This window comes from Phyllobacterium sp. 1468 (genome assembly GCF_031455525.1).
Classification (GTDB): Bacteria; Pseudomonadota; Alphaproteobacteria; order Rhizobiales; family Rhizobiaceae; genus Phyllobacterium.
Genome location: NZ_JAVDSX010000008.1, coordinates 174,284 through 187,907 on the forward strand (window position 1 = coordinate 174,284; position 13,624 = coordinate 187,907).

The window sequence follows — 13,624 nt, forward strand, 5'->3', positions numbered from 1 at the left end:
TACAAAATAGATCGTCACATTTGCAACGAGTACTGCAGTTGCAAGTTCGTCGGGTCCGGCATCGCCAAGAACGCAACTGTCGTGCCCATATCGGGAGGTACGATCATGACCCTTCAATACATGCCCGGCTTCGGCAATGATTTCGAAACGGAATCTCTGCCCGGCGCTCTTCCGCAAGGGCAAAACTCGCCCCAGCGTTGCGCTTATGGGCTCTATGCGGAACAACTGTCCGGCTCTCCTTTTACCGCGCCGCGCGGCATCAATGAACGTTCCTGGCTGTATCGTATCAGGCCTTCGGTCAAGCATAGCGGCCGGTTCACATTATCGAGGCGCGAACATTGGAAGACCGCGCCCAACCTCGATGATCATGAATTGCCAATCGGCCAGTTGCGCTGGAATCCGACGCCGATGCCGGAGCAACCAACGAGTTTCATCGATGGCATCCGCACCATGACCACGGCCGGCGACGTCCATGGCCAGGCAGGGATGGCGGCGCATGTCTATGCATTCAACCGCGATATGGAAGACGACTATTTCTTCGATGCCGATGGCGAAATGCTTTTGGTGCCGGAAAAGGGAAGGCTCCGTATCTTCACCGAAATGGGCATCATCGAGATCGAACCTTCGGAGATCTGCGTCATCCCACGCGGCATGATGTTCAAGGTTGCAGCCCTTGATAGCGAAGCGCGGGGCTATATCTGCGAGAACTATGGCGCGAAATTCTCGTTACCGGATCGCGGTCCGATCGGCGCCAATTGCCTGGCCAATCCGCGTGATTTCAAGACGCCCGTTGCCGGCTTCGAGGAGAAAGAAACGCCTTGCCGCCTGCATGTGAAATGGTGCGGCAAGTTCTATGAGACCATGCTTGATCATTCTCCCCTCGATGTCGTCGCATGGCATGGAAATTACGCGCCTTACAAATATGATCTGCGTACGTTTTCACCCGTCGGCGCCATCCTGTTCGATCACCCGGACCCATCGATCTTCACGGTGCTTACCGCCCCGTCCGGCGAAGAGGGTACGGCCAACGTCGACTTTGTGATTTTCCCGCCGCGTTGGCTGGTGGCGGAACACAGTTTCCGCCCGCCCTGGTACCATCGCAACATCATGTCGGAATTCATGGGTCTGGTATATGGTCAGTACGATGCCAAGGAGGAGGGGTTCGTGCCAGGCGGCATGAGCCTGCACAATATGATGCTCGCACATGGCCCCGACGCGATGGGTTTCAACAAGGCTTCCACAGTGGAGCTCAAGCCGCAACGCCTTGAGAACACTCTGGCGTTCATGTTCGAGACGCGTTTCCCGCAACATCTCACCCGCTTTGCCGCAGAACTCGAATCCCTGCAGGACAATTACGCGGATTGCTGGAAAGACCTGAAGAAGCGATTCAACGGAACGCCCGAGGGCGATTGGCCAGAGGAGAACAATACCAAATGAAGCTCGCCTCCCTGGACAACGGTACCCGCGATGGCAAGTTCGTTCTTGTCTCCAAGGACCTGACCCGCTTTACCGATGCGTCGTTCCTGGCGCCGACCTTGCAGTCGGCGCTCGACGACTGGGCGCGTATCGCACCGCATCTTGAAGCGCTTGGCAGAAGCCTTGAACTTGGTGCGGTCCCCACCGGGCGCTTCCACGAACATGAGGCGATGGCGCCATTGCCACGCGCCTATCAGTGGGCGGATGGTTCGGCCTATGTCAATCACGTCGAACTGGTGCGCAAGGCGCGCGGCGCCGAGATGCCGGAGAGCTTCTGGACCGATCCGCTGATCTACCAGGGTGGTTCCGACTGTTTCCTCGGGCCCCGCGAACCCATCCGCATGGCAGACGAAGCCTATGGCATCGACATGGAAGGGGAGGTCGCCGTTGTTGTCGATGACGTGCCAATGGGTGCGAGCGTCGATGAGGCTCGCGATGCAATCCGCCTTATCATGCTGGTCAACGATGTCAGCCTGCGCGGGCTCATCCCCGCGGAACTCGCGAAAGGTTTCGGGTTTTTCCAGTCCAAACCGTCATCGGCGTTTTCGCCCGTTGCCGTGACACCGGATGAACTCGGCGAAGCCTGGGACGGCAACAAGGTGCACCTGCCATTGCATGTCGACCTCAACGGCAGGCCGTTCGGCCGCGCCAATGCCGGTATCGACATGACCTTCGATTTTCCCACGTTGATCGCCCATGCCGCCAGGACGCGGCCGCTTGGTGCAGGCACGATCGTGGGCTCCGGCACTGTCTCCAACAAGCTCGACGGCGGGCCGGGCCAACCCGTCGAGGAGGACGGGGCAGGCTATTCCTGCATAGCGGAAATCCGCATAATCGAGACCATCCGCGAAGGCGCTCCGCAGACGCCATTCCTGCGTTTCGGTGATCTTGTGCGGATCGAGATGAAGGACCCCTATGGACATTCAATCTTTGGCGCCATCGAGCAGCAGGTAATCAATTACGGACGTGAAGCATGAACGGCATCGTCCTTTATGACTACTGGCGCTCCTCCGCCAGCTATCGGGTGCGTATAGCGCTCAATCGTCTCCGTCTCGAATATGAAACCGTGCCGGTCAATCTCCTCAAGGACGAACACAAGGGTGCCGACAATCTCAGCCGCAACCCGCAAGGTCTCGTTCCAACGCTCGCCATGGACGGGCGGATGATGACCCAGTCACTGGCGATCATCGAATATCTTGACGAGATCTATCTGGACGCAGGCTTCCTGCCGCAGGAACCGGCCGGACGGCAGCGGGTGAGGGCACTTTCCTATGCCATAGCCATGGAAACCCATCCGGTCTGTAACATGGGTGTGATGGCCCACATCTTATTTTTGACTGAAGGTGGCGACAAGGTCCGCATCGCCTGGATGCGCAAGTTTATTGCCGAGGGTCTCTCTGCTTTCGAGGCGATGTTGGATCATCCGGATACGGGAAAATTCTGTCACGGCAACGCGCCCGGCATGGCGGATTTCTGTCTCGTGCCCCAAGTCTACAATGCGAAGCGGTGGGGTGTTAAGACGAGCGGCTTCAAACGCATAACTTCAATCGTCAAACGGTGCAGGGCTATCGATGCCTTTGCAGCGGCGCATCCGGACAAGGTCAAGCAGGTCCTATGAAGATGCAGGTCAGACCACCAGGACGTCATAGCGACGGAATATCGTATCTGATGTCAGGATGGTGAGACTTTCGACCTGCGCTTGAGCAATGAGTAACCGGTCGAATGGATCCCGGTGGTGGTTGCCAAGGTGCTCGGTGCGCGCGGCGTGGCGTTCATCGATCGCGAGGAACGGAATATTACGTGATTTGACGACGTCCACGATGTCGCCGTTCAAGATAAGCTTGCCCAATGCCCGCTTGATGGCGATCTCCCATATGGACACGGCACTCACCACGAGGTCGTCGCCTTGATGCAGTATTTCCCTCTGCTGTATGGAAAGTCTGGGATCATCACTGACGGCCCACAGCAAAACGTGCGTATCAATAAGATAGAGCGGACGGCTCACCTCACATACTCGTCCCACTCGGGAGAAAGTTCATCGAAATCATCGGATATTTCTACTTGCCCCTTCATCGCGCCTATCAAACTACCAGGCTTTTTATGCGGGTCAGACAAGCGGGAAATCGTGGCAACAGCTTTGCCATGCCGTGTGAGCACAATCTCCTCGCCCGATTGCGCGCGGGTGATCAGTTCAGAAAATTTCGCTTTGGCTTCAGCGATAGAGATGTTCACGGCAAAACTCCTTATGACCATAATTTAGGTCATAACTGAGCCGAATGCAATGGAGCTGGCCGCAATGGCGCGAATATCGGACGGATCTTACTCCGCTGCTGCGATTTTTATCACGCCGCGGCGAATCTGATCCTCCTCGATCGATTCGAACAAAGCGCGGAAATTGCCTTCGCCAAAACCTTCGTCACCCTTGCGCTGGATGAACTCGAAAAAAATCGGTCCAATTACCGTCTTTGAGAAAATTTGCAGCAAAATCTTCGTCATGCCGCCATCGACCACGCCTTCGCCGTCGATGAGAATGCCGTGCTTCTTCATCCGCTCGATCGGCTCATCATGGCCGTTTACGCGGTCGTGCGATTTCTCATAATAGGTCTCGGGCGGTCCGGGCATGAACTTCAGCCCGTTCTCGGCGAGCTTGTCGGTCGCGTCGAAGATCGCCTCCGTCCCGACAGCGATGTGCTGGATGCCTTCACCCTTGTACTTGCGCAAATATTCCTCGATCTGACTTTTGTCGTCGGTCGATTCATTCAACGGGATGCGGATCTTGCCGCAGGGCGACGTGATCGCGCGCGAAACCAGACCGGTAAATTTGCCGGCAATATCGAAGAAATGGATTTGTTTGAAGCCGAAGAGTTCGCGATAGAATGCCCACCATTTGTCCATATTGCCGCGATAGACATTATGGGTGAGGTGATCGAGATAATAGAAGCCGACACCTTCCGGTTTCGGATTCCGCTCGCTCAGCCATTCGAACTCCGCATCGTAGACCGAGCCCTTGTCGCCATAGGTTTCGATGAAATACAGCAACGATCCGCCGATACCGACGATCGCCGGAACATCGAGTGTCTTGTCGTCGCCCTTATAGGCTGTCGCGCCCTTGGCAACCGCATGGTTGTAGGCGTGCTTGGCATCAACTACCCGCCAGGCCATGGAAGGAGCGCAAGGACCATGCTTGTTGACGAACTTCGTCGCATGCGAACCCTGCTCGGCATTGAGAATGTAATTGATGTCGCCCTGGCGCCAGACGGTGATGTTCTTGGTCTTGTGGCGGGCCACAGGCACATAGCCCATGCGCGCAAACAGCTCTTCGAGCTTCTCTGGCTCCGGATGGGAGAACTCAACAAATTCGAAACCATCCGTTCCAGCGGGGTTATCCCTGCTGATCGTGGCTTTCGGTGCGTCGTGCGGAAACGGGCCCATATCATCCTCCATGCGGTCACCAGTATTATCGCGCAAACCGCCCGCAATGTGCTTGCATTTAGACGCTTCAAGAGCGTATTGTTTGCATGTTTCATGCAAAAATATTGTAGGGAATGCACATATGCAGCAACTTGATCCATCTGACCGCAAAATTCTCATTTGCCTGCAGGAAGATGGGCGGCTGACCAACAATGAGCTTTCCGAGCGGATCAACCTCTCGCCATCGCAATGTTCACGCCGGCGATCGCGGTTGGAAGAAGAAGGTTATATTCGCGGCTACCGGGCAGAAATCGACCGGGAAAAACTCGGCCTTGGTATTGTCAACATCATCTCTGTGACACTGGCCACGCACAATCGGGACAACGCGCAGCGCTTTTCGGAGCTCATCTCGAAACTGCCTCAGGTCATGGAAGCCCATGCTCTGACCGGCGAGATGGATTATTTCATTAAAGTGGTGACACCGGACCTGCGCGGACTTTCGACATTCGTGAACGAGGTTCTGCTGCCGCATGAATCCGTCCAGCATGTCAAAACCGCGATCGTACTGGATACGCTGAAGGAAGATGGGCGATTGCCGATATAGGACGTAGCATTGACCTTATTCGGTATGAAATATGATATCGTTAATAGTATCAGAACGAGTGAGGTTTGGAGATAGCATGCAGCGCGTTGAAGCTCCGGTCGCCGTGAGCGTTTCCGATCTCAAGAAGAGTCCGACAGCTATTATGAATGAAGCGAACGGTGAGGCCGTAGCCGTGCTCAACCACAATCGCATCATGGCATATATGGTTCCGGCAGACGTTTATGAAGCCATGCTGGACAGGCTGGACGACTTCTATCTTGCAGAAATAATCAAATCCCGTTCGGGTGAAAAGGGCATTCCCGTCGATATCAATGACCTTTGAACTTGAGTTCCTGCCTTCGGCACGCAAGGAGTGGGACAGGCTGGGGACGACTATCCGTCATCAATTCGTCAAGAAGTTGAAAGAACGGCTAGCTGGCCCGCGTGTGCCGAGCGCTGCCCTGCACGGTATGCCGGATCACTACCAGATCAAGTTGCGCCAAGCCGGTTATCGGCTTGTGTACCGCGTAAACGATGAGACTATAACCGTGCTTGTCGTTGCGGTAGGGAAACGCGAACGAAATCAGGTCTATGACGTGGCGAAGAAGCGCTAGAGAAACAGCGCCTTCCTCACCATCGGATAGACCCGGGCCTGGCCGAGCATATAGGCGGTGATCGCATGCGCGTCGAAAATCCCGTGAAAGGCCCGTCCGAGAATGTTCAACCCGCCAGTATAAGCGCCGAAAGCCGGCATGATCATGCGCGAGCGGTCGCTGACGAAACAGCGGCGCTGCACCGCTTGCCCGCGCCGAACCACTTTGGCCGCGGGATGCAAATGCCCCGCGATCTCTCCGGAGCAAGCAGTTTTCGACGGTTCGTGCCGAAAGACCAGGTTGCCGAGCGCCAGTTCCGTGAATGTCTCGCCTGGCAAATCCGCTGGATGTTCCGGGTCGTGATTGCCGGTGATCCATATCCATTCACGCCCGGCCATCAATGTGGCGAGTTCCGTCGCGTAGAGTGCGGGCAGGCGCGCTGCCGCTTGACCATCGTGAAAACTGTCGCCAAGGCTTATCACGCACGCCGGGTTGTAGCGTGCGATGACTTGTTTCAAGGCGGCGAGCGTCGTTGCCGTGTCGTATGGCGGCAGCAGCATGCCGCGCCGGGCGAAGGACGAGCCCTTCTCGAAATGCAGGTCGGAGACAACGAGGATGCGGTCACTCTCGAGATAGAGCGCACCCGACGGATCACAAACACCGCTGTGCGCGGCGATCGTCACTTCGGCTGTGCCATGCAAGGCTGTCTTGATCGTCTGAAACACCGGCGTCATTTATGATCCATCATTTCCCGGGTCAACTCGTCGGCGATCTCTTCCAGAAGCGTCTCATGCGCTTCGCCGGGAACGCGTTCCTTGCCTATCTCCATCATCACGGGAACGGCAAACGGCGAGATCCGGTCGAGGTCCTTGTGAACGATATGCCCCTTGATTCGGCTTAGCATATCGCTCAGACGCCGAATGTCGAGAAGACCGGTTGCGGCATCGGCGCGCGTCGCCTGGATCAGGATGTGATCGGGCTCATGCTCACGCAGCACGTCGTAGATCAGATCGGTGGAAACCGTCACTTGCCGTCCGGATTTTTCCTGTCCGGGATGACGTTTTTCAACCAGGCCGGAGATAAGCGCGCAATTTCGGAAGGTTCGCTTCAGCATGAAACTCTCCGACAGCCAGGTTTCGAGATCGTCCCCCAGCATATCCTCGTCGAAGAGCTCTGACAGCGGCAATTCGCCATTCTTGAACATCCGTCCCATGTCGCGCAGGCCCCAGATCGATACGGCGTAGTCGGTGGCGATAAAGCCGAGTGGCCGGGCCTTGGCACGTTCCAGCCGACGGGTGAGCAGCATGCCCAGCGTCTGGTGTACAAGCCTGCCCTCGAACGGATAGATGACCATGTAGGACCGCTCGCCGCGCGGGAAGGTTTCGACAAGCAGGCTGCCCGGCTGCGGCAACACGGATTTTTCCTTCTGGATACGCAGCCAGTCGCTAACCTGGTCAGGCAAGGCGCCCCAACGGGCGGGATCAGCCAGCATGGCCCGAACCTGACTTGCAAGATAGGTGGACAAAGGAAATTTACCTCCCTCATAGGACGGTATCTTGGCGTCGAATCCTTCAGCGTTTGTGACAATGCATTCGTTCTCGCGAATACCCTCGAAGCGCAGCACGCGGCCGGAAAAAAAGAACGTTTCGCCTGGACTGAGTGACTCGACGAAATACTCCTCCACCTTGCCGAGCACAGGCCCCCCACGCACATTGCCGCCCTTGCCGCGCTGGCGGGTGAGCCGCACGTTGAGGCTCGGTGCCTCGATGATGGTGCCGACATTCAACCTGTACTGCTGGGCAAAGCGCGGATGCGTCACACGCCAGGTGCCATCCGCGGTCCGCTTGATCTTGGCAAAGCGTTCATAACTCTTCAGCGCATAGCCGCCGGTCGCGACGAAATCGACGATACGATCGAAAGTCTCGCGCGGCAGCGCCGCATAGGGCAGGGCGGTGGTGACCTCAGCATAGAGAACGTCCGCCCGGAACGGCTCGGCGCAGGCCATGCCGAGCACGTGCTGCGCCAGCACGTCCAGCGAACCGTCACCCAGCGGCGGGGTGTCCTGCGCGCCCGTATAATTGGCATCGAGCGCCGCCTGGCACTCCATCACCTCGAAGCGGTTGGCCGGAACGAGGATCGCGCGGGAGGGTTCGTCCATGCGGTGGTTCGAACGGCCGATGCGCTGCGCGAGACGGCTCGCGCCCTTGGGTGCCCCCACATGAATGACGAGATCGACATCGCCCCAGTCGATGCCGAGATCGAGCGTCGATGTCGCGACCACCGCGCGCAAGGCATTGGCCGCCATGGCCTGCTCCACCTTGCGCCGCTTGCCAACATCGAGCGAGCCGTGATGCAGCGCGATCGGCATATTGTCGTCGTTCGCCATCCAGAGATCGTGAAACAACCGCTCCGCCTGGCTGCGTGTGTTGACGAAGATCAGCGTCGTGCCATGCCGCTTGATCGCATCGTAAATGCCCGGCAGCGCATAGGCAGCCGAATGCCCGGCCCATGGCACGTGATCGTCCGATTCCAGAATTGTGATGTGCGGTTTCGCACCGCCTTCCACGGTGACAAGACTGGCCATTGGCGCGTCGCTCGTCTGCGGCAGGAGCCAGCGCCGCAACCCGTCCGGGTCGGCGACCGTGGCCGAAAGCCCGATCGTTTGCACACCCGGCTGCAGGCGCCGCAGCCGTGCCAGGCCGAGAGACAAGAGGTGGCCCCGCTTGGACGTGACGAGGGAATGCAACTCATCGAAGATCACATAGCGCAAGTCCTCGAAGAACCGCCCCGCATCCTTGGCCGCGATCAAAAGCGCCAGCTGTTCGGGCGTCGTTAGCAGGATGTCCGGCGGCGCCAGTTTCTGCCGCTGCCGTTTATAGGCGGGCGTATCGCCGGTGCGCGTCTCGAGCGAGATATCTAGGCCCATCTCCGATATCGGCTTTTCGAGGTTGCGATGAATATCGACGGCCAGCGCCTTCAACGGCGAGATATACAGCGTATGGATGCCGCGGCTCGACGCATTGCTCTTGCCGCGCTGCGCCAGATCGACCAGTGCCGGCAGGAATCCGGCCAGCGTCTTGCCCGCCCCTGTCGGTGCGATCAGGAGGGTCGAATTTCCCTGTTCCGATTCCTGCAACAGCGCTAGTTGATGGGCGCGGGGCGACCAGCCCTTCGACTGAAACCAGTTCAGGAAGGACGGCGGCAGAAGAGGGGTGCCGGTCTCGGCGAGGGGTGATTTGCTGGTGCTCACTGGAGCGAATGTAGTTGTGCGGCCCCAAAGCGCCAAGACATTGTTTGTCAGGATTGCGCGGAGCCAAATGCGGCCTATGTTCGTTAGGGTGTAAATCCGAGGACTAGAGCCTTTCATGCCTGGATGGAAGCGTTCACCCGGCTCTTCGGGTTTCCGCCTGGCGGACACCCACTTTGTCAGGCGGCGTCGGACGATGGAAAGACATCGACTTCGCCACCTTCCGCGTGGATTGTCTCGCCATCCGAAACAGAACTCTTTCCATCCAGGCATGAAAGGCTCTCTATTGCTGAAACGCCCCGAAACTCTGCTGTGTTCGACGCCTGCCGGTCTCTATTCCCCGGCCGGTGATTTCCATATCGATCCGGTTCGCCCCGTCGAGCGTGCATTGATCACCCATGGCCATTCAGATCATGCCCGCTCCGGTCACCGCAAGGTCCTGGCAACGCAGCAGACGCTCGACATCATGGGCTTGCGCTATGGCGCGGGTTTCGCCGGCGAAACACAGGCCGCGGACCTCGGAAAATCCGTCGAAGTCAATGGCGTCAGCGTGAGTTTTCACCCGGCCGGCCACGTGCTCGGATCGGCGCAGGTCGCTGTGGAGAAGGACGGCATGCGCATCGTCGCCTCCGGCGATTACAAACGCCGTGCCGATCCGACATGTCTCGGTTTCGAACCCATCGCCTGCGATGTCTTCATCACCGAAGCCACCTTTGCTCTGCCGGTATTCCGCCATCCGGACAGCCGCGACGAGATCGCCAAGCTGCTCAAATCCGTCGAACAGTTCCCCGAGCGCTCGCATCTCGTCGGCGCCTATGCGCTCGGCAAGGCGCAGCGGGTCATCCGCATGCTGCGCGATGCCGGCTACGACCGAACGATCTATATTCACGGTGCCCTTGAGAAGCTCTGCAACTACTATCAGTCGCAAGGCATCGATCTCGGAGCTCTGGCGCCGGCGACGACCGAGGCAGGCAGCGCGCAGGATTTCGCCGGCGCTATCGTCATCGGGCCGCCCTCGGCCTTCCTCGATCGCTGGTCACGGCGTTTTCCCGATCCGGTCTCGTGCTTTGCCTCAGGCTGGATGCGAATTCGCCAACGGGCGCGCCAGGGCGGCGTCGAGCTGCCGATCATTCTTTCCGATCATTGCGACTGGGACGAGCTGACCGGCACGATCACCGAGCTTGGAGCTGAGCAGGTGTGGGTCACGCACGGACGTGAGGAAGCTTTGGTGCGCTGGTGCGAGCTGAATGGTTTTGCTGCACGCCCCTTGCATCTCGTTGGCTATGAAGACGAGGGTGATTGATGGAAGAATTTGCCCAGCTTCTCGACCGGCTGGTCTTGACCCCCGCGCGCAACGGCAAGCTCACGCTGCTTGTCGATTATTTTCGCGATACGCCTGATCCGGATCGCGGCCTTGCGCTTGCCGCGATCACCGGCGATCTCAATATCGCCAATGTCAAGCCCGCGATGATCCGCGCCTTGATTGCCGAGCGTATGGACGCGCAGCTTTTCGCTTATTCCTACGACTATGTCGGCGATCTCGCCGAAACCATTTCGCTGGTCTGGTCAACGGATGAACCGCTGCGCGCCAATGCCGTGCCGACGCTCGGCGACATCGTCACGTCTCTGGAACATGCCTCGCGTAGCGACGCCGTACGGCTGGTTGAAAAATGGCTGGACCAGCTCGATGCCTCCGCCCGTTATGCACTGCTGAAGCTCGTCACCGGCGGCATGCGCATCGGGGTTTCAGCTCGGCTTGCCAAGCAGGCGCTGGCACAATTCGGTGACGTCGATGTCACCGAGATCGAAGAGCTATGGCATGGCCTGAAGCCGCCCTACCAACCGTTATTCGCCTGGCTGGAGAAGACTGCCGACAAGCCGGAAAGCCTTGGTCTGGCGCCGTTCCGCCCGGTCATGCTGTCGACACCGCTCGAAGAACCGGACTATGCCAAAATCAATGCGGAGGACTACGCCGCCGAGTGGAAGTGGGACGGCATTCGCGTGCAATTGACCGCGGAAGGCGGCCAGCGCCGCATCTATTCGCGCACGGGCGACGATATCAGCCACGCCTTTCCCGACATTGCTGATTTCATGACGTTTGAAGGCACGCTGGATGGCGAATTGCTCGTCGCGCGCAGCGCCGATACAGGGATAGAGGTGGGCGCTTTCGGCGATCTGCAGCAGCGCCTCAACCGCAAGACTGTCTCGGCGAAGCAGCTTGAAAGCCATCCCGCCTTTGTACGGCTCTACGATCTGCTTATTGACGGCAAGGAAGACATCCGCGCATTGCCATTTGAGGAACGGCGCACCCGCCTCGAATCCTTCGTCAAACACGTGGAACCAACGCGCTTCGATCTTTCGCCACTGGTCCCTTTCGAGAGCTTCGACGACCTCGTCGAACTGCGCAAGAGCCCGCCGCATCCGATCATCGAGGGCCTGATGCTGAAGCAGCGCTCCTCAGCTTATGTGCCGGGCCGGCCAAAAGGTCCGTGGTTCAAATGGAAGCGCGATCCCTTCATCATAGATGCCGTGCTTGTTTATGCGCAGCGCGGCCACGGCAAGCGTTCCAGCTATTATTCGGACTATACCTTCGCCGTCTGGACGGGGCCGGAAAGCGAGCCGCATCTGGTGCCGGTCGGCAAGGCTTATTTCGGCTTTACCGATGAGGAGTTGAAACAGCTGGACGCATTCGTGCGCAACAACACGACCGAGCGTTTCGGCCCGGTGCGCTCGGTGCGGGCCGAGCCCGAGCATGGCCTTGTGCTTGAGGTGGCATTCGAAGGCCTCAACCGCTCCAAGCGCCACAAATCCGGCGTTGCCATGCGATTTCCACGCATTTCCCGTCTGCGTTGGGACAAGCCGCCCATTGAAGCCGATCGACTGGAAACCCTTGAAGCCCTCCTGCGTGATTCAGAGACGGCGGAATGATTCTTACTGTTTCTTACTTTCGATGCGCCATTCTTTTTGACCAAAGGTCACATCGAAACGGGATAAGAACGAACGTCCCAATAATCCGTCAATGCCGTCGCCGGCATCTTCACCTGCGGCCATGACCACCGCAGCAACACCTTCCGCCGAAATCCGGCCGATCTGCACCTTGGAAATCGAACTTCTCTGGGCCGTCGCTATGCCGTTGGCCGTCTGCATACGGATAGAGTAATCTCCGGAGAGCGGCAGTTTCGCGCGTTCGGCGAATTCCTTCGACAACGAGACAAAGCTCGCACCGGTATCGACAATGAAAATACCCGGCACGCCGTTGATCATCACCTTGGCCGTGATCACATTCTGCCCTTGCGTTGGAAAGCGATCGCTTCCCGTTGCATGAGAAAATTCGCATTTGCCTTTTGCGCTGTAATCCTTGAGAATTTTCCGCGTGCGTTGTGTATCGTTTGCGGCGGGATCGAGCGCCATCCAGGTCTGGATAGGCGTGATCGCTTCGCAATAGTCACCCAAAGCTGCATAGCTGGCTGAGAGCTGGCGAAAGACCTCACCGTTGATCGTATTGATATCTTCCGCCAAACCAATCGTTGAGTCGTAAGCGTCAATCGCTTCCTTGTAGCGCTTTGTGCCTTGGAGTATCTGCGCTCGCAGGTAGTGGAATTGCGGCAGGTCCGGTGATAAGGCGAGCAGATCGTCCGTTACCTTGATGGCCGCTGGGAAGTCACTCAATCCATAGAGAATGTCGGCCGCATGGTAGAGTGCAACATCGGATGGCTGACATTTAGCCGAATAAGCCTGGAATACCTTCGCCGCCTCGCGCCGGTAGCCCGCTTTCTGCAAGGCGCCTGCAAATTCGTAGGTCGCGTTCCAATCACAAGGCTCACGAAGCAGGACCGCAATATGTCCGGCCATCGGATTGCGGTTAACAACTGCACTGGGCAATGGCTCTATCTCTAGGCGGGAGTAAAAGGTCTCAGATACCGGGTCAGGGTTAGTTCCAGCAAGCTGTCCGAGCTTATCCAGGATAGTATCGGAACCCAGGTAGACTGCTGCGCCAGCTGCGGCGACAACTATAACAACCAAGATGATGACTAAGTATTCTTTCCAGATTTTCGATGGGGGCAACCTGCCACCGTTTCTATCTTCCCATTCCGCCTTGAGCATGTAAATCGCTTTCAATATGAACTCAACAGACACATCGATCCGAATAGACGACAGAAGACTGATTCCGGCGAAGAAATGCAATATTGTAATAGTTCTCCATACAATATTTTTTACTGAAATCTTGATTTTCAGTGTTGCTCGCCACGCCCAAGACGCTCCGGTGCACGGTGCTACCGAAAATGCTATCTTCGTTCCTTGCGTCCAGCCATC

General features: G+C 57.8%; 14 protein-coding genes. 8 read left to right on the forward strand and 6 right to left on the reverse strand.

Annotated elements, in window-relative coordinates:
• Positions 1–105 precede the first annotated feature (105 nt).
• The 3 genes from hmgA to maiA are packed head-to-tail and all read left to right on the forward strand — an operon-like array spanning position 106 to position 3,094.
• Positions 106–1,437, forward strand: a complete 1,332-nt coding sequence (gene hmgA, locus J2X72_RS20265; RefSeq protein ID WP_310074927.1) for a homogentisate 1,2-dioxygenase — start codon at positions 106–108, stop codon at positions 1,435–1,437.
• Positions 1,434–2,453 carry a fumarylacetoacetate hydrolase family protein gene (locus J2X72_RS20270; RefSeq protein ID WP_310074929.1) on the forward strand — a complete coding sequence of 340 codons (1,020 nt, stop codon included), beginning with the start codon at positions 1,434–1,436 and terminating at the stop codon, positions 2,451–2,453. Before hmgA ends, J2X72_RS20270 begins: the two co-directional genes overlap by 4 nt.
• On the forward strand, positions 2,450–3,094 hold the full coding sequence (gene maiA, locus J2X72_RS20275; RefSeq protein WP_310074930.1) for a maleylacetoacetate isomerase: 645 nt from the start codon (positions 2,450–2,452) through the stop codon (positions 3,092–3,094). Before J2X72_RS20270 ends, maiA begins: the two co-directional genes overlap by 4 nt.
• 9 nt (positions 3,095–3,103) lie before the next feature.
• Here maiA and J2X72_RS20280 read toward each other — a convergent pair whose 3' ends face one another.
• From J2X72_RS20280 to hppD, 3 genes are all read right to left on the reverse strand, one after another.
• Positions 3,104–3,481 carry a type II toxin-antitoxin system VapC family toxin gene (locus J2X72_RS20280; protein ID WP_310074932.1) on the reverse strand — a complete coding sequence of 126 codons (378 nt, stop codon included), beginning with the start codon at positions 3,479–3,481 and terminating at the stop codon, positions 3,104–3,106.
• A complete protein-coding gene (locus J2X72_RS20285) occupies positions 3,478–3,708 on the reverse strand; it encodes a type II toxin-antitoxin system Phd/YefM family antitoxin (protein ID WP_210003556.1) in 231 nt (76 codons plus the stop codon). The genes J2X72_RS20280 and J2X72_RS20285 overlap by 4 nt, the downstream gene beginning before the upstream one ends.
• An 87-nt stretch (positions 3,709–3,795) precedes the next feature.
• Entirely contained in the window at positions 3,796–4,908 is a 1,113-nt protein-coding gene (gene hppD / locus J2X72_RS20290) for a 4-hydroxyphenylpyruvate dioxygenase (protein WP_310074999.1), read from the reverse strand.
• Between the two features lie 121 nt (positions 4,909–5,029).
• Here hppD and J2X72_RS20295 point away from each other — a divergent pair, with 121 nt between their 5' ends.
• The 3 genes from J2X72_RS20295 to J2X72_RS20305 all read left to right on the forward strand — a co-directional run bounded on the left by J2X72_RS20295 (position 5,030) and on the right by J2X72_RS20305 (position 6,084).
• Entirely contained in the window at positions 5,030–5,491 is a 462-nt protein-coding gene (locus tag J2X72_RS20295; protein WP_210003558.1) for an Lrp/AsnC family transcriptional regulator, read from the forward strand.
• Positions 5,492–5,567: 76 nt separating this feature from the next.
• Positions 5,568–5,813 carry a type II toxin-antitoxin system Phd/YefM family antitoxin gene (locus J2X72_RS20300; RefSeq protein WP_310074937.1) on the forward strand — a complete coding sequence of 82 codons (246 nt, stop codon included), beginning with the start codon at positions 5,568–5,570 and terminating at the stop codon, positions 5,811–5,813.
• Positions 5,803–6,084: a type II toxin-antitoxin system RelE/ParE family toxin gene (locus J2X72_RS20305; RefSeq protein WP_310074939.1), complete on the forward strand. Its 282-nt coding sequence runs from the start codon at positions 5,803–5,805 to the stop codon at positions 6,082–6,084. The genes J2X72_RS20300 and J2X72_RS20305 overlap by 11 nt, the downstream gene beginning before the upstream one ends.
• Here the strand turns inward: J2X72_RS20305 and pdeM are convergent.
• Positions 6,081–6,776: a ligase-associated DNA damage response endonuclease PdeM gene (gene pdeM, locus J2X72_RS20310; protein WP_405044748.1), complete on the reverse strand. Its 696-nt coding sequence runs from the start codon at positions 6,774–6,776 to the stop codon at positions 6,081–6,083. The genes J2X72_RS20305 and pdeM overlap by 4 nt on opposite strands.
• 17 nt (positions 6,777–6,793) lie before the next feature.
• The gene (locus tag J2X72_RS20315; RefSeq protein ID WP_310074942.1) at positions 6,794–9,313 is read right to left on the reverse strand and encodes a ligase-associated DNA damage response DEXH box helicase; all 2,520 of its coding nucleotides are present in this window, start codon (positions 9,311–9,313) and stop codon (positions 6,794–6,796) included.
• A 268-nt stretch (positions 9,314–9,581) separates the two neighbouring features.
• Here J2X72_RS20315 and J2X72_RS20320 point away from each other — a divergent pair, with 268 nt between their 5' ends.
• Together J2X72_RS20320 and J2X72_RS20325 are read left to right on the forward strand one after the other, a co-directional pair.
• Complete coding sequence (locus J2X72_RS20320) at positions 9,582–10,613, forward strand: ligase-associated DNA damage response exonuclease (RefSeq protein WP_310074944.1); 1,032 nt, start codon at positions 9,582–9,584, stop codon at positions 10,611–10,613.
• Positions 10,613–12,238 (forward strand): cisplatin damage response ATP-dependent DNA ligase, encoded by a 1,626-nt coding sequence (locus J2X72_RS20325; RefSeq protein ID WP_310074946.1) that lies wholly within the window; start codon positions 10,613–10,615, stop codon positions 12,236–12,238. The genes J2X72_RS20320 and J2X72_RS20325 overlap by 1 nt, the downstream gene beginning before the upstream one ends.
• A gap of 3 nt (positions 12,239–12,241) precedes the next feature.
• Here J2X72_RS20325 and J2X72_RS20330 read toward each other — a convergent pair whose 3' ends face one another.
• The gene (locus J2X72_RS20330; RefSeq protein ID WP_310074947.1) at positions 12,242–13,495 is read right to left on the reverse strand and encodes a TIGR02281 family clan AA aspartic protease; all 1,254 of its coding nucleotides are present in this window, start codon (positions 13,493–13,495) and stop codon (positions 12,242–12,244) included.
• Positions 13,496–13,624: the final 129 nt, after the last annotated feature.